17 protein-coding genes, 1 riboswitch and 1 other annotated feature are annotated in these 15,498 nt (G+C 35.7%); of the genes, 12 read left to right on the forward strand and 5 right to left on the reverse strand.

Annotation, left to right across the window (positions count from 1 at the left end; genetic code table 11):
- Nucleotides 1-249: 249 nt before the first annotated feature.
- From RTP99_RS13680 to RTP99_RS13700, 5 genes are all read left to right on the forward strand, one after another.
- Nucleotides 250-1,212, forward strand: coding sequence for a nuclease-related domain-containing protein (locus tag RTP99_RS13680; RefSeq protein WP_000635732.1), 963 nt, complete (start codon nucleotides 250-252; stop codon nucleotides 1,210-1,212).
- Nucleotides 1,213-1,255: 43 nt separating this feature from the next.
- On the forward strand, nucleotides 1,256-1,657 hold the full coding sequence (gene psiE / locus RTP99_RS13685; RefSeq protein WP_000671177.1) for a phosphate-starvation-inducible protein PsiE: 402 nt from the start codon (nucleotides 1,256-1,258) through the stop codon (nucleotides 1,655-1,657).
- Nucleotides 1,658-1,878: 221 nt separating this feature from the next.
- Nucleotides 1,879-2,394: a spermidine N1-acetyltransferase gene (gene speG, locus RTP99_RS13690; RefSeq protein ID WP_000076827.1), complete on the forward strand. Its 516-nt coding sequence runs from the start codon at nucleotides 1,879-1,881 to the stop codon at nucleotides 2,392-2,394.
- Nucleotides 2,395-2,527: 133 nt separating this feature from the next.
- Nucleotides 2,528-2,764: a DUF3955 domain-containing protein gene (locus RTP99_RS13695; protein ID WP_113712794.1), complete on the forward strand. Its 237-nt coding sequence runs from the start codon at nucleotides 2,528-2,530 to the stop codon at nucleotides 2,762-2,764.
- Between the two features lie 66 nt (nucleotides 2,765-2,830).
- Nucleotides 2,831-3,070 carry a DUF3947 family protein gene (locus RTP99_RS13700; RefSeq protein WP_000980933.1) on the forward strand — a complete coding sequence of 80 codons (240 nt, stop codon included), beginning with the start codon at nucleotides 2,831-2,833 and terminating at the stop codon, nucleotides 3,068-3,070.
- 30 nt (nucleotides 3,071-3,100) lie between these two features.
- On the opposite strand, the gene crcB (RTP99_RS13705) is transcribed toward RTP99_RS13700, so the two are convergent.
- Nucleotides 3,101-3,457 (reverse strand): fluoride efflux transporter CrcB, encoded by a 357-nt coding sequence (gene crcB / locus RTP99_RS13705; protein ID WP_000969613.1) that lies wholly within the window; start codon nucleotides 3,455-3,457, stop codon nucleotides 3,101-3,103.
- Nucleotides 3,454-3,858 (reverse strand): fluoride efflux transporter CrcB, encoded by a 405-nt coding sequence (gene crcB, locus RTP99_RS13710; protein WP_000639328.1) that lies wholly within the window; start codon nucleotides 3,856-3,858, stop codon nucleotides 3,454-3,456. Before crcB (RTP99_RS13710) ends, crcB (RTP99_RS13705) begins: the two co-directional genes overlap by 4 nt.
- A gap of 54 nt (nucleotides 3,859-3,912) precedes the next feature.
- Nucleotides 3,913-3,972, reverse strand: a riboswitch (Fluoride riboswitch).
- 217 nt (nucleotides 3,973-4,189) lie between these two features.
- Here crcB (RTP99_RS13710) and RTP99_RS13715 point away from each other — a divergent pair.
- The 5 genes from RTP99_RS13715 (at nucleotide 4,190) to tyrS (ending at nucleotide 10,268) form a co-directional block, all read left to right on the forward strand.
- On the forward strand, nucleotides 4,190-5,248 hold the full coding sequence (locus RTP99_RS13715) for an endonuclease/exonuclease/phosphatase family protein (protein WP_000734866.1): 1,059 nt from the start codon (nucleotides 4,190-4,192) through the stop codon (nucleotides 5,246-5,248).
- 25 nt (nucleotides 5,249-5,273) lie between these two features.
- The gene (locus RTP99_RS13720) at nucleotides 5,274-6,776 is read left to right on the forward strand and encodes a DUF4077 domain-containing protein (RefSeq protein ID WP_000455051.1); all 1,503 of its coding nucleotides are present in this window, start codon (nucleotides 5,274-5,276) and stop codon (nucleotides 6,774-6,776) included.
- Nucleotides 6,777-6,942: 166 nt separating this feature from the next.
- On the forward strand, nucleotides 6,943-7,338 hold the full coding sequence (locus tag RTP99_RS13725; protein WP_000573649.1) for an SET domain-containing protein: 396 nt from the start codon (nucleotides 6,943-6,945) through the stop codon (nucleotides 7,336-7,338).
- 389 nt (nucleotides 7,339-7,727) lie between these two features.
- Complete coding sequence (gene murB / locus RTP99_RS13730; RefSeq protein WP_001057092.1) at nucleotides 7,728-8,645, forward strand: UDP-N-acetylmuramate dehydrogenase; 918 nt, start codon at nucleotides 7,728-7,730, stop codon at nucleotides 8,643-8,645.
- A gap of 96 nt (nucleotides 8,646-8,741) precedes the next feature.
- Nucleotides 8,742-8,957: a binding site (T-box leader), on the forward strand.
- Nucleotides 8,958-9,008: 51 nt separating this feature from the next.
- A complete protein-coding gene (gene tyrS, locus RTP99_RS13735) occupies nucleotides 9,009-10,268 on the forward strand; it encodes a tyrosine--tRNA ligase (protein ID WP_001021077.1) in 1,260 nt (419 codons plus the stop codon).
- A gap of 270 nt (nucleotides 10,269-10,538) precedes the next feature.
- On the opposite strand, the gene RTP99_RS13740 is transcribed toward tyrS, so the two are convergent.
- The 3 genes from RTP99_RS13740 to RTP99_RS13750 form a co-directional block, all read right to left on the reverse strand.
- Nucleotides 10,539-11,717: an NAD(P)/FAD-dependent oxidoreductase gene (locus tag RTP99_RS13740; protein WP_000043204.1), complete on the reverse strand. Its 1,179-nt coding sequence runs from the start codon at nucleotides 11,715-11,717 to the stop codon at nucleotides 10,539-10,541.
- Nucleotides 11,718-11,761: 44 nt separating this feature from the next.
- A complete protein-coding gene (locus tag RTP99_RS13745) occupies nucleotides 11,762-12,202 on the reverse strand; it encodes a DUF1641 domain-containing protein (protein WP_001115309.1) in 441 nt (146 codons plus the stop codon).
- Between the two features lie 435 nt (nucleotides 12,203-12,637).
- Nucleotides 12,638-12,982 carry a winged helix-turn-helix transcriptional regulator gene (locus RTP99_RS13750; protein WP_000760472.1) on the reverse strand — a complete coding sequence of 115 codons (345 nt, stop codon included), beginning with the start codon at nucleotides 12,980-12,982 and terminating at the stop codon, nucleotides 12,638-12,640.
- Between the two features lie 371 nt (nucleotides 12,983-13,353).
- Here RTP99_RS13750 and RTP99_RS13755 point away from each other — a divergent pair, with 371 nt between their 5' ends.
- Together RTP99_RS13755 and RTP99_RS13760 are read left to right on the forward strand one after the other, a co-directional pair.
- Nucleotides 13,354-14,538 (forward strand): MFS transporter, encoded by a 1,185-nt coding sequence (locus RTP99_RS13755; RefSeq protein WP_011040823.1) that lies wholly within the window; start codon nucleotides 13,354-13,356, stop codon nucleotides 14,536-14,538.
- Nucleotides 14,539-14,554: 16 nt separating this feature from the next.
- Nucleotides 14,555-15,394 (forward strand): aldo/keto reductase, encoded by an 840-nt coding sequence (locus RTP99_RS13760; protein ID WP_000793577.1) that lies wholly within the window; start codon nucleotides 14,555-14,557, stop codon nucleotides 15,392-15,394.
- The last annotated feature ends 104 nt before the right edge of the window (nucleotides 15,395-15,498 follow it).

Raw genomic sequence — 15,498 nt, forward strand, 5'->3', positions numbered from 1 at the left:
GTGATTCTCTCGTTTTTAAAATGTCGTAATCAAAAGGGAGGAGTAACATTATGCTTACAGTGCGATTTTAGATGTGGTGATATACTGTTTATGAGTGTTTGTTGTGTCGTTTTTTGTCGGTAAGTCGATATATTATGAAAATCGCTGATATAAATTGAGTTGCGCTGATATATTTCGAAAATCGCCGATATAATTGGAGTTGCGCTGATATATTTGAAAAATCGCTGATATATTTTGGAGGGGATAAAGATGATTGTGAAAGAACGGAAAATGCCCGTACATTTGCTCCAATTAGAAGCTTTACTTAGAAGATTGCCTGCTCATCATCCAAAAAGGAACGTGGTGGCTGAAAATTTAGCGAAATTTATGGCTGGCTATAAAGGAGAGCAGGCAATTGAATATCCGCTTAGTTTTCTATCTGAAACAAAATATAGCATTTTACATGACATTAGATTGTTTGATCAGAAACATTATTTCCAAATTGATGCCCTCATAATTTCTTCATGTTTTCTTCTTTTTCTTGAAATAAAAAATATCATTGGTACGTTAATTTTTGATGCAAAGTTTAATCAACTCATTCGAATCGTAGATGGTGCTTCAGAAGAGGGTTTTCCAGATCCGCTTTTACAAGTGAAACGGCAAGAGGTGCAGCTGAGAAAATGGCTGAGTTTGCATGGTTTATATAATATTCCGATTGAATCTCTCATTGTAATTAGTTCTCCTCGTACAATTATTAAAACTTCAGATGAAATGCTTCCTAATAAAATTATCCACGGTGCAAATTTACCTAATAGAATCAAACAAATGGAAAATCAATATAAAGAAGATATAATTGGTAATGTAGATGGACTTATAAATCAGATTATGAATGAGCACATTCCGCAACGACAAAATATTTTTGTACAATATAAATTAAAAAAAGAGGAATTACTAAAGGGCGTGCAGTGTGAGGAATGTTTTACAATGGCAATGTTAAAAGAAAAACAGGGCTGGCGTTGCTCAAACTGTAATAGTACGTCTAAAAATGCTCATTTACGTGCTTTACAAGACTACACACTTCTGTTTGGAACAATAACTACCAATAGCAAATTGAGGGACTTTCTTAATATGCAATCTAGTTCTGCGGTTAAAAGACTCCTCAAAACAATGAACATCCCACACACCGGCACCAACAAAGGGCGAAAATATGATTTAACCCACCTCCAATTATAATTTTGCTATAATAAATAAGTATTTACGTGAAGGAGAGTGTGAAATGAAGTTTAATATCGATCATTACATAGCTAGCGTTTTACAGTGGATATTGAATATAGCGTTAATTATATTATCCATTGTCTTATCTATCTTTTTAATTAACGAGACTATCACATTTATTCAATACATATTTTCAACAAAGGAATATACGTCGTATAAATTGGTTGAAAGTATTATCGTCTATTTCTTATACTTCGAGTTCATCGCATTGATTATTAAGTATTTTAAGTCGAACTACCATTTTCCGTTACGTTATTTTATTTATATTGGAATCACGGCGTTAATTCGATTAATTATTGTGTCTCATGAGGAACCGATGGAGACGTTATTATACGCAGGAGCAATTCTTATTTTAGTTATCGCTTTATACATATCTAATATGAGGGATTTGAGAAAAGAGTAGTAGTGCAGACAAAGGTTTGCACTACTTTTTTATCCCGCTTTAATGGGCAGTAAGACCCCCACCTCAAAATGCAGCGAAAGCAAAGAAGTTAGGTGGGGATCGGGCTGATTAAATCTTGACCTTCAAGTTACTTGAAAGTTTACAATGTAAATAGGGCGTTTGAAATTGAAAAAAATTGAGAAATTAAGTGAAGAGGTTTCTTTTATTTGGAGGTTATAGAAATGAGTCAGGAATTGAAATTGCGTCCATTAGAGCGAGAAGATTTAAAGTTTGTACACGAATTGAATAATAATGCACATATTATGTCGTATTGGTTTGAAGAGCCGTATGAGGCATTTGTAGAGCTGCAAGACTTATACGATAAACATATACATGATCAAAGCGAACGCCGATTTATCGTTGAAAAGGACAATGAAATGGTTGGATTAGTTGAGTTAGTGGAAATCGATTATATTCACCGTAGAACGGAATTCCAAATTATTATTGATCCGAACTATCAAGGATATGGTTATGCAGCGGAAGCGACGCGTTTAGCGATGGATTACGCTTTTTCTGTATTAAATATGCATAAACTCTATTTAGTTGTTGATAAAGAGAATGAAAAAGCTGTACATGTTTATAAAAAGGTTGGATTTATGGTGGAAGGTGAACTGTTAGATGAGTTTTTCGTGGATGGTAACTATCATAATGCAATAAGGATGTGTATGTTCCAAAAGGCATACTTTGGAACGAAATAACCGATTGAAAAAGCTATAGATAATATTGTGTCTATAGCTTTTTTGTAATATAAACAGAAATCATTTATCGAAAAACAATAAATAATTATTGACTTGTGATACCTCCGGGCTTATTATGATGGTAATAAGATCAATGAAAATTAAAGGAGAGTACAAGATGAAAAACAAATATGTAGTAGCTATTTCTTTCATGATTTTAGCGATTATTACTTTAGCTATACATGCTTCAAACAGTAAAGTAGGAGCGAATGGATTCCTTGAAGAACCTTTCTTTTTCCTAGTACCAATAAGTTATGTATTGTTCTTTAGTGGTATTGGTGTATTATTATTTGGATTTATTACTTCAAAGCTGAAAAAGGGCAATAGATAGGGACAAAACACTCACTATGAGATAGAAACATACCATATGGAAGAAAAAGAATAAGTGAGATGAATCATGATGAACCATCATTTTTATAATGGAAGACAAGTAGGAGCAGCTATTACTTTGGCTGGGGCACAGGGAACCATTCATGCTGTGAATCAAGTGATTCAAATGCAGCAACAAGCATATTTGGCACAAATGATGCAAGGACAGTATATGCCATACTCACAACTTCCAATGCAAAGTGTGCATTATGATGTGCATCCAGCGGGGTTACTTTCCATTCCATATGGCGGGACTTACTTCTTATAAAAAGAAAGCGACTGATAAGAGTCGCTTTTTTTATATTCCGCCTAGCTGCATTCCAAGGAATGCAAAGAGGATACCAATGATATAAGTAGCACTTAAATATAGAAATAGTATGCTAAGGTTTTTACGATTGAAGAGCTGAATGGACTCTAGCTTAAATGTTGAAAACGTCGTGAAGGCCCCCATAAATCCAGTGCCTAACAATAATTGCCAACCTGTAGTGACTCCGTTGCCAATTATATATCCGAGTAAAAACGCTCCTGTTATATTAATGAGAAATGTAGCGATTGGAAAGGAAGTTTTAGTTCTTTTTTTAAACCAATTGCTAATTGCAAATCGTGTAATCGCACCGAAAAATCCTCCTGTTGCTACTAATAAAGCTTCCATCATAAATGATCACCTTCCGTAAGATGTTTCTTAATTAAGAAATCGCCTAATGTATAGCCAAGACCAGACATAATGAGACCACCAAGTATGCTGCATGATACATATAAGAAGGCTATGCTCCATTCAGAATGATTGATCAATTGAATAGTCTCTACACTAAATGTTGAAAATGTCGTAAAGGAACCGATGAATCCAGTCCCGATGCCTGTGATAATTTCTGCAGGCAAGATGTTTCGCTGAGCGATATACGTAGTCAGCCATGCTAATAAGAAGCAGCCAACTAAGTTAATGAGTAATGTAGCTAGTGGAAATGTATGATGCCAAAATTCATGAATCGTAAGACCTAAATAATAACGAGAAAGGGCCCCTAATATGCCAGCAATGCCAACGATAATATAAATCAATTTTCTCACCTCTTTAAATAGCTTGCTCAAAAAAATAGACTCCTACCAGTAGTGATACTGGTAGGAGTCATTAGCTAAGCAGCGTTTATGGCGAACTCCATCGCCTATAATTATTACATATAGTGTACTAAACATTGCGCTTGATTTCCAGTGAAGGAGTTAGGGGATTTTGTATTTTTGATAATGTAAGAGCAAGAGTTATTGTTTATAAACTAAATATAGTGATATAAGGTTTTTGATATGATAAAATATTTGTTATGTCTGTCATTCAGTTTTAGTTAACTGAAAATAAAGATAATTAAGTTATGTGTTTTAGAAAAGGGGCGTTTATTTGAAGAAGTTATTAAAAATAGTACTTATATGTATTTTAGTAGGGGTAGGAGTTGTAGGTGGTTTTTTAGGGTATATGACACTTACTAAAGAACAGCCTGCTGATGTTGTAAGTTTGAAGGTGGAAAATAATAAAGAGCGCGTATTAGCGACAGGAAATGAATTTAAAGTTACAACATTTAATATTGGATATGCCGGATTAGATAAGGACCAAGACTTCTTTATGGATGGAGGAAAGGGGTCTGGTTCAAGTAGTAAAGAGCAAACGGAAGTTAACTTAAAGAATATGCTTTCGTTTTTACAAAATGAGAATAGTGATTTTGCGTTATTACAAGAAGTCGATATAAAATCAATGCGATCTTTTGATGTAAATGGGCATGAATTTTTGAAAAATGGATTACCTGATTATGCTTCATCGTTCGGAAAGAACTATGATACAAAATGGGTCCCTGTCCCAATTACAAGTCCAATGGGATATGCGGAGGCTGGATTAAGTACATTTTCTAAATATAAAGTTCAAACAGCGGAGAGGTTCCAACTTCCTGGAATGGAGCCTTGGCCGAAGCGTTTGTTTGATTTAGATCGAGCGATTGTTGAGCATAAAATTCCTGTTAGTAATGGGAAGTTTGTTAGACTCGTAAATTTACATTTGTCTGCGTATGATGAAGGCGGGAAAATTAGAAAACAGCAAGTAGAGTTTTTAAAAGAATATATGAACAAGCATTATAAAAATGGTGATTACGTAATAATGGGCGGAGATTGGAATCAATTACTTTCTAACGTTCAATTAAGTGATCCGAAGTTTGTGAAAGAGCGTCCTGAATGGTTGGTAGAGTTACCGAAGGACTTTACTGATGGTGGCTTTAAGTGGGCTGTAGACTCATCTGTTATGACGGTGAGAGACGATGTGAAGAAGTATGTAGAAGGTGAAAACTTCGTCACGATTATTGATGGCTTTATCGTTTCACCGAATGTTGAGATTGTAAATGTGCAAGGAAAAGATTTAAAGTTTGAAAATAGTGATCATAACCCAGTGAGTGCGGTATTTAAGCTGAAGTAATTAAGTGCAGAAGGTGGGACTATATATGGAATGGTTAAAGAAAACTTGTTTTTCTAACCTTGAGAAAGAATCACAGAAAAATCATTTATTGCTGTTTATTACAATTTGTAGTTTCTTCCTTGGAATCATCGCGATTGGGTATTACGGATATATTTTTACAGAGAGAGCAATCGCGTTTTGGGTTTGTGGTATTTCTGTCGTTGTATTTGGAACGCTTCTTACTTTTATAGAAAGCATGGAAGCGATGTATAAATATATCATGACGTTTATGTTACTTACGATGTCTTTCATTATGGTACAAGCTTTTAATGAAAGCCCAGCTGTATTTCAAATGGTCTATTTTACACTAGCCGTTTCACTTATTTATTTAAGTGAACGTCTCGTTGTAATTCTCGGCGGAGTGGCAGTTGTAATCACATTTATTCTTTGTAGTTATTGGTCCGAGCAATTTTTTGCTTATACAGCAGCATCTGAAGCTGCAAACTTCGCAAGCTTGTTAGCGATCGTGACAATCGCTATGTGGGGCGTCACGAAAATTGGTTCTAACTTACTGGCTCGTTTAAGTGATGAGAAGCAAGAAGTAATGAGAAAAGCTCAGGAGTTAGAAGAAACGCAAAGGCTTATTGAGGAAACGGTTGTGAAACTAGATCGTAATTTCAATTATTTAAGACAAAATATGAATACATCGATGGAGTCAATGAGTGAAATCAATTTTGCTTTTGAAGAGGTAGCAGTTGGCACGCAATCACAATCAGAGATGATGCATCGTTCGGTAGAAGTATTGAACGATATGGAGGGAAATATTGAACAAATCATTTCACAAGTAAGAAATGCATCGATTCGTGTTGATGAAAGCTTAGAAATTTCAAAAGGTAGTGTACATACTTTACGAAATTTTGAAGCCAATATGAGAAGTTTAAATGATGTTGTTTCACAATCAGGAATTATATTTAGAGATTTAATGATGCAATCGAAACAAATTAATGAAATTGTAGATGTAATAACGAATATTTCAAGTCAGACGAGTTTGCTAGCTTTAAATGCAAATATTGAAGCTGCAAGAGCGGGTGAGCATGGAAAAGGATTTGCTATTGTAGCGAATGAAGTATTAAAGCTTGCTGAGGAATCGAATCGTTCTGCGGGAAGAATTCAAGGGATTTTGAAGGATTTTAGTAATCAAGCAAGTAAGGTAGAAGTGCAAGTAGAGAAATCAGAAAGAGTACAAGAAGAATGTAATGAAATGCTAGTAAGTGTTTTAACAAATGTAACGGATTTAGGGAAATTTATTGATGAAATTAATGATGTAATGAGAGAAATCGTTGGTCATCAAGAAAGTTTCCAAGTTAAAACGACGAATATCGTAAAGGATGTTACACATGCTTCCAATGTAATCCAGCAAACTTCTGCGGCTACAGAAGAAGTGTTAGCAAGTGTGGAAGAAGAAAAACATCGAAATGATACATCTGTGAAGACATTACATACTGTTAGCGAGCAAGTGAAATTGTTAGAAGATATTTTAGAAAAGTAATATCACTTAAAAAGGGCGCAACGTTTGTGCCCTTTTTTCATTTAAACGAAGACTTGCTCGGATTTTAATTGCTTTTCTGCTCGTTTTCTGCCAAGCTTAAGAAGATGAAATTCAGCTAATAGCGGAATTAAAATACTTCAAAGAAAGAATTAAATAGGTGACGTATATGATCGAAGTTAAGACTTCTGAACTTAGTGATGGAGAATTTAATAGAGGTGTATTTGCAACTCGTGATATTAAAAAAGGTGAGTTGATACACGCAGCGCCAGTTATCTCTTATCCGAATGAACAGCATGAACACATTGAGAAAACATTACTTGCTGATTACGCATTTGAGTATGGGATTAATCATACGGCAATCCTTTTAGGATACGGCATGTTATTCAATCATTCATATACACCGAATGCGACGTATGATATTGTCTTTGAGAATCATACATTTAACTTCTATGCTTATAAAGATATAAAAGCAGGAGAAGAAATCTTAATCAATTATAATGGTGAAGTGGATAACGATGAACTGTTATGGTTTGATAAAGAAAAAGAAGAGAACGAAAAGTAATTTAAAATAAGTAATGAAAAGGATGTTTTTACATAGGTAAAAGCATCTTTTTTATTGATGAAAATAAAGTAAAAATTACAAAAAAATACCACTTTATTTTCGTGTGGTATAGTAAGATACTGAAGGGTAGTGTTTTGAAAAAGTAATATATTTTACAAATTGTTGTCTTTCTGATGACATGTCAAGTTTAGTAGCTCATTTGGGTTGCTTTATTATGCAATATATATTTTAATATGAGTGGCACCTCTTATAAATTAAGAGGTTAATAGGTGTCTCGAATTGATTTTGGGTACACTGTATCCACCACTTTAGGTTCATTTCATGTATGTGGGGATATTATGGGCCCGTATAACGGGATAAAAAGAATATAGAAATAGAGGAATCGTAAAATGAATATGCAAGAGGTTTATGAATATTTAAGTACGGTATTGCCTGAAGGTCATGTGAAACAAGATGAAATGTTAAAGAATCATACGCATATTAAAGTTGGCGGAAAAGCAGATGTTTTTGTTGCACCGACAAATTATGACGAAATTCAAGAAGTTATTAAATATGCGAACAAATATAATATTCCAGTTACGTTTTTAGGAAATGGATCGAATGTTATTATTAAAGATGGTGGAATTCGCGGGATTACAGTAAGTTTAATTCATATTACAGGTGTTACTGTAACAGGAACGACGATTGTAGCACAGTGCGGTGCAGCAATTATTGACGTATCACGTATTGCACTAGAACATAACTTAACGGGGCTTGAGTTTGCTTGTGGTATTCCAGGTTCAGTCGGCGGAGCATTATATATGAATGCGGGTGCATACGGCGGTGAAATTTCGTATGTATTAACAGAAGCTGTCGTAATGACAGGTGATGGAGAGCTACGTACTTTGACGAAAGAAGCATTTGAATTTGGATATCGTAAGAGTGTATTTGCGAACAATCATTACATTATTCTTGAAGCGAGATTTGAACTTGAAGAAGGTGTATATGAAGAAATTAAAGCAAAAATGGATGATTTAACGTTTAAACGTGAGTCAAAACAGCCTCTAGAATATCCTTCATGTGGTAGTGTATTTAAACGCCCACCTAATAACTTTGCTGGTAAATTGATTCAAGAATCAGGACTACAAGGTAAGCGAATTGGTGGAGTGGAAGTTTCTCTAAAACACGCTGGATTTATGGTGAATGTTGATAACGGAACAGCACAAGATTATATCGATTTAATTCACTTCGTACAAAAAACAGTTGAAGAGAAATTTGGCGTGAAGTTAGAGCGTGAAGTAAGGATTATTGGAGAAGATAAAGAATAACATATACGTATGAAACTGCGAATTATTTTAAAATAACATTTGGGTATTGTTGACAATTTGTTTGCAATTCAATATAATGGCTAATAATTTAACAAATAACATACGTTGAAAGAGCCCAGTAGCAGTTTGTCACTGTTAACGAGAGAGCTAGGGGATGCTGGAACCTAGCACAAACAAACTTGTGAATTACACTCTGGAGTATCTTAGGTAATGCTAAGCGGATTGGCAATCGATATTATTGCTGAGAGTGGTATGAGTAGCTATGCTATTTATACAAACTGGGTGGTAACACGGTGAATCATCGTCCCTATGTCATAGACATAGGGATTTTTTGTTTTTAAAAAATAAAGGGGATGACAAAAGATGAACATTATTGATGAATTAGAATGGCGCGGCGCCATTAATCAACAGACTGACGAAGAAGGTTTACGTAAGCTAGTAGAAGAGAAAAAGATTTCGCTATACTGCGGAGTTGATCCGACTGGTGATAGTATGCATATCGGACATTTGATTCCGTTTATGATGATGAAAAGATTTCAGTTAGCTGGCCATCATCCGGTTATTTTAATTGGCGGAGCAACAGGAACCATTGGTGATCCGAGTGGACGTCAATCAGAACGCCAACTTCAAACGTTAGAAGTAGTTCAACATAATGTGGATGCGTTAACAGCGCAAATGAAAAAGCTATTTGATTTTGGCGGAAATAGTGAAGTAAAGATGGTAAATAACTACGATTGGACACATGAAATAAATATTATTGAGTTTTTACGTGATTACGGGAAAAACTTTAGCATTAATAGTATGTTAGCAAAAGATATCGTAGCAAGTCGTTTAGATACAGGAATTTCTTTCACAGAATTTACGTACCAAATCTTACAAGCGATGGACTTCCATCATTTATACACGAAAGAAGATGTTCAACTACAAATTGGCGGTAGTGACCAATGGGGAAATATTACGAGTGGTTTAGATTTAATTCGTAAGTTAGAAGGGCACGAAGCGAAGGTATTCGGATTGACGATTCCACTATTATTGAAATCAGATGGTACGAAGTTTGGTAAATCAGCAGGTGGTGCAGTTTGGCTTGATCCTGAAAAAACAACACCGTTTGAATTTTACCAGTTCTGGGTGAATACAGATGACCGTGATGTCGTTAAATACTTGAAATACTTTACGTTCTTAACGAAAGAGCGCATCGATGAGTTGGCAGTGAAGGTAGAAACAGAGCCTCATAAACGTGAAGCGCAAAAAGTATTAGCGGAAGAAATGACGAAATTTGTTCATGGAGAAGAAGCGTTGCTACAAGCTGTGAAAATTACAGAAGCGTTATTTAGCGGAGATATTAAATCGTTAACAGCCGATGAAATTGAACAAGGCTTTAAAGAAATGCCAACATTTCAGTCTTCAAAAGAGACGAAAAATATCGTAGAATGGCTCGTTGATTTAGGAATCGAACCATCTAGACGACAAGCACGCGAAGATATTAATAATGGAGCTATTTCTATGAATGGCGAAAAAGTAACGGATGTAGGTACGGATGTTACGGTAGAAAATTCATTTGATGGACGATTTATTATTATTCGTAAAGGGAAGAAGAACTACAGCCTTGTGAAGTTAGGATAGTAAACAAGACGGAAAAATTATATCGGCGATTTTTCGAATATATCGACCGTAACTCGAATTATATCGGCGATTTTCTCGATATATCGATTTACCGACAAAAGGTGACAATAAAAGCTGTTCCAAAACGGGATAGCTTTTATTGCGAAAAAGTCAGTATATTTAGATAAATTTAAAGGGTATATCATTTTTTTGACGAATAAATAAGTTAGAGAAAATTACGGATAAAAATAGCCCGAACCATGCAGGGCATGATTCGGGCTTATATTCAGATTAGTAAGCTAAGCTGAATAGACCTTTAATGTGTGATAAGTAACGAACGTTACTTGCTTCTTTCATTAATGATGCTGGTAAGCCTTTAAGTGGAGTATTGCTTGCTCCGATTGTAGCAACAGCATCTTTACGTCCTAGACTAGCAAGTGTTCCAGAGTTTACAGGTGCGAACTCTTCGAATGCTTTGCCTTCTAGTGCTGCGTATAAGTTGTATCCAATTAACTCACCCATTTGCCAAGCGATTTGTGCAGTTGGTGGGTATGGACGTCCGTCTGGAGCGAAGACAACAGCGCTGTCTCCAGCAACGAATACGTTTTTGTGAGAAGTAGATTGTAGGTATGCATCAACTGTTGCACGACCACGGTTTACTTCAAGACCTGATTCACCGATTAGTGGGTTACCTTGAACGCCACCTGTCCAAACGAATGTGTTAGCAACAAGTTTTTGACCGTCTTTTAAGTCGATTTCATTGCCAGCAACGTTTGTTACAGGAAGACCAGTTAAGAATGTAACGCCGCGTGCTTCTAGGCTAGTAGTTGCACGTTCGATTAAGTGGTCTGGTAATACTGGAAGGATTTTTGGACCTGCTTCAACAAGAAGAAGTTTAACTTCTTTTGGATTTACGCCGTGGCTTTTTGCAAGTTTAGGCATAATGTCAGCAAGCTCACCAACTAGCTCAACGCCAGTTAATCCGCCACCACCGATTACGATTGTAGCATCAGCTTCGTTTTTCGTTTTCGCGTATTCACGAATACGGTCTTCAACGTGTTTGTAGATTTTGTTTGCATCAGCAGCAGATTTTAATACCATGCTGTTTTCTTCTAGTCCTGGAATACCGAAGTAAGCAGTTTTACTTCCTAAAGCAACTACAAGTGCATCGTAAGATAAAGTAGTGCCGCCAGCTAATTTGATTTCTTTGCTATCAACTGAGAATGACTCAACTGTTGCGATTTTAAGATCGATATCTTTACCTTTGAAAAGCTTTGTAAGTGGCATTGCAACTGCTTGCTCAGACACGTTACCAGCTGCAAGGCGGTGTAGTTCAGTGATGATTTGGTGTGTTGGATATTGGTTAATCACTGTAACTTGTGCTTCTGATTTGCTGTAATATTTACGTACGTTTAAAGCGGCAAGAAGACCGCCATAACCAGCGCCTAAGATGACAATTTGTTTTGACATAGTATGATATCCCCCGTCTTTACTAATTGTTGTTATAAGTTAACTTATTTATTGTTACGTTCTGCACTAATTTGAAGATATGCGTTCACAAATCGGAACATTTTTTGTGCTTGTGGGTCTTTTAATAATTTCAATAGACCGAACAGGCCGATAACTTCGTTGCTTTCGTCAGCACGATCTTTCGCTTCGATTGCAGTAGCAGCCATGCTTTTTACTGTATCTTTTACAGGTTCTACAAGCTCTGTGATTGCACCAACAGTGTCGCTTTTTAATACTTCATCAGTAGCAACAGTTTGAGCGAAGTCATAAGACTTAGTTAAAATGTTAACAAGCTCAGTTAATTTTGGAAGCTGTTCTACTAGTGTTGTTAATGATTCTTGTACCTCAGGTTTTAACAACTGATCAAGTACATCAAGTTGTCCTTGGCTAGCAGAAATTTGTACAGTTTCTTGTTCTGGCTTTGTTTGAGTCATAGTTTCTGGCATCTCCAATTCTCCTTTACGATAGCAATACTCTTATTTTTGATAAGTAAGATAGTAAACGGTTACGAAACTTTATACAAAGTTTCACAAAACACAATAAAATGCCTTTAAATTTATGACAGCAAGTAAGCTGTAAACATAAATCTAAAACCATAACGTCTTACTTATTATTTATGAACTGTCCGATATATGGCTTGTCCGCATAATGGAAAAGCTCCGTTACCGGAAAGTGTATATAATATATATCCTATATTATATACTATATACACCTATGTTAACATAAAAATGATTCCTAATTATTTGATATTGAGCGTATAACGTAGTACTGACAAGGTATGGAAGCGTATAAAATATTTTGTTCCAGTTAGAAATGTACATATATATAAACAAAAAAAGGAAAAAACGAACAAATTCACGTTCGTTTTTTCCTTTTTCCTTTTATTCACTTTCTGCAATTAGCATCGATGTCTTACCTTCTTTTTCAAGATGGCATTCGCCCCAAGTACAAAGGGAATCAAGAATGGATTCTAAAGACCAACCGTAGTCTGTAAGGGAATATTCTACTTTCGGTGGTACTTGATTGTATACCTTTCTTTGAATAACGCCGTCGTCTTCTAGTTCGCGTAATTGCTGCGTTAACATTTTTTGTGTAATACCAGGCATGAGACGTTTTAATTCACTCGTTCTCTTTGTACCTTTCGTTAAGTGGCAAAGAATAACGACTTTCCATTTTCCGCCGATAACTTCTAAAGTCGCTTCAACGGGAATGTTATATTTCTTCATATAAAAATCTCCTTTGATGAATCTAGATTGCATTTCTCCAACAAAAGAAGCTAAATCATTTAAATGTTACTAAAAAGTACCTATAGCACTTTAAAGTACGTACTTTTTATCATGTTGAATATGTTCCATAATAGCATACGTAAGAGGGAAATGAGTAGTACGGTACTAAAAAGTGCCTATGTTACTTTTTGGTACCTATCGTACTTTTAAGTGCGTTCTTCAAAAAAAGAGCGAAGCCATTCATAATAGCATATATGAGCAATAAAGTTATTTTTGTAGAAGAAAAAAGGCCTTTTTTCACACTATTATGATTGGATTTCTCGTATTAAGGAGGGGTTCAATTGAATTCATATACAGTATCTTCTTCGGCTATGCAGACGAATCGAAGAAGTATGTTTGCTTTATTAGCACTAGCCATTAGTGCGTTTGGAATTGGTACAACCGAATTTATTAGTGTCGGTTTATTACCATCTATTTCAGAGGATTTACATGTTTCTGTTACAACAGCGGGTTTAACCGTTTCTTTATATGCGTTAGGAGTAGCGTTCGGTGCCCCGGTATTAACGTCAGTAACAGCTAGTATGTCGCGAAAGACATTATTAATGTGGATTATGATTATTTTCATTATTGGTAATGGAATTGCGGCAGTGGCAACAAGCTTTACTGTGTTACTTATCGCAAGGGTTGTATCTGCGTTTGCACACGGCGTTTTTATGTCGATAGGATCGACAATTGCGGCTGCGCTTGTACCTGAGAATAAACGTGCAAGTGCAATTGCATTTATGTTTACTGGTTTAACGGTTGCGACCATTACAGGTGTGCCAATTGGAACATTTATCGGTCAGCAATTTGGATGGAGAGCATCGTTTATGGTAATTGTGGCAATTGGAATCGTTGCCTTAATCGCTAACAGTATGCTCATTCCTTCTAATTTAAAAAAAGGTACGTCTGTATCATTTCGCGATCAGTTTAACCTGATTACGAATGGAAGACTATTACTTGTATTTATCATTACTGCATTAGGGTACGGGGGAACATTCGTAACATTTACGTATTTATCGCCGCTATTACAAGAAGTGACAGGATTTAAAGCAAGTACCGTTACAATTATTTTGTTAGTGTACGGAATTGCAATTGCGATTGGGAATATGGTTGGCGGGAAATTATCAAATCATAATCCGATTCGAGCGTTATTTTACATGTTCTTTATTCAAGCAATTGTATTATTTGTTTTAACATTTACAGCGCCGTTTCAAGTCGCTGGATTCATCACAATTATTTTTATGGGACTATTCGCATTTATGAATGTTCCAGGACTACAAGTGTATGTCGTTATATTGGCTGAACGATTTGTACCTAGCGCTGTTGATGTGGCATCCGCGATTAACATTGCGGCATTTAACGCTGGAATCGCTCTCGGTGCTTATTTAGGTGGTATTGTAACGAACTCGTTAGGATTAATTCATACAGCTTGGGTAGGCGGTGTGATGGTAGTAGGTGCTGTTATTTTAACGGCGTGGAGTATGACTTTAGAAAAAAGAGATCAAGTGAAATAGAAGGAGAGAAAATATAATGAAAAATTTACAAAGTACAACAACATTGCATAACGGTGTAGAAATGCCTTGGTTCGGTTTAGGCGTATTTAAAGTAGAAGATGGGCCAGAACTTGTAGAAGCTGTAAAATCAGCGATTAAAGCAGGATACCGCAGCATCGATACAGCTGCAATTTACGGAAATGAAAAAGCTGTAGGTGAAGGAATTCGTGCAGGTATAAAAGAAGCAGGCATTTCTCGTGAAGATTTATTCATTACTTCAAAAGTGTGGAATTCGGATCAAGGATATGAAACGACACTTGCTGCATATGAAGAAAGCTTAAAAAAATTAGAGCTAGATTATTTAGATTTATATCTTGTTCATTGGCCTGTAGAAGGGAAATATAAAGATACGTGGAGAGCGTTAGAAACACTTTATAAAGAAGAGCGCGTACGTGCAATTGGCGTAAGTAACTTCCAAATCCATCACTTACAAGATGTAATGAAAGATGCAGAAATTAAACCAATGATTAACCAAGTAGAATACCACCCTCGTTTAACACAAAAAGAATTACAAGCTTTCTGTAAAGAACAAGGTATTCAAATGGAAGCATGGTCACCATTAATGCAAGGTCAATTATTAGATAATGAAACATTACAAGCAATTGCAGAGAAACACGGTAAAACGACAGCTCAAGTGATTTTACGTTGGGATCTTCAAAATGGAGTAATTACAATTCCAAAATCAACGAAAGAATACCGTATTATTGCAAACGCTGATGTGTTTAACTTTGAATTAACGAAAGAGGACATGGAAAAAATCGATGCGTTAAACCAAAATCACCGTGTTGGTCCAGATCCTGATAACTTTGATTTCTAAGATGAAGGTGAGAAAAAAGAGTGTGTAAAAGCACTCTTTTTTTGTGCATAAAAATAGTTTCTAAATAAATACTACTTAGTATTAAGTTTGTTATTAAGGGGCTG

This window comes from Bacillus sp. (in: firmicutes) (assembly GCF_031983925.1).
Classification (GTDB): domain Bacteria; phylum Bacillota; class Bacilli; order Bacillales; family Bacillaceae_G; genus Bacillus_A; species Bacillus_A pacificus.